The 287-nt window shown below is 55.7% G+C and carries 1 protein-coding gene; it reads left to right on the top strand.

Features of this window, described 5'->3' with window-relative positions:
• Positions 1 to 287: transposase (locus AC0IZJ_RS28410; protein ID WP_471855603.1), on the top strand; the 287-nt coding region annotated here is incomplete at both ends.

Raw genomic sequence — 287 nt, 5'->3', positions numbered from 1 at the left:
CATCAATCGCTGGCTGGCCGAAGCAGGCGTCATGATGACTCAAGGCACCTTGGTCGATGCCACCATCATTGAGGCACCCAGCTCGACCAAGAACAAAGAGCAGCAACGCGATCCGGAGATGCATCAGACCAAGAAAGGCAATCAGTGGCACTTTGGCATGAAGGCCCACATTGGTGTCGATGCCAAGAGTGGCCTGACCCACAGCTTGGTCACCACCGCGGCCAACGAGCATGACCTCAATCAGCTGGGTAATCTGCTTCATGGAGAGGAGCAATTTGTCTCAGCCG

It is taken from the genome of Roseateles sp. AC306 (assembly GCF_979253795.1).
Note: the sequence above shows the minus strand (reverse complement) of the source record. Positions and strands in the feature narration are given on the sequence as shown.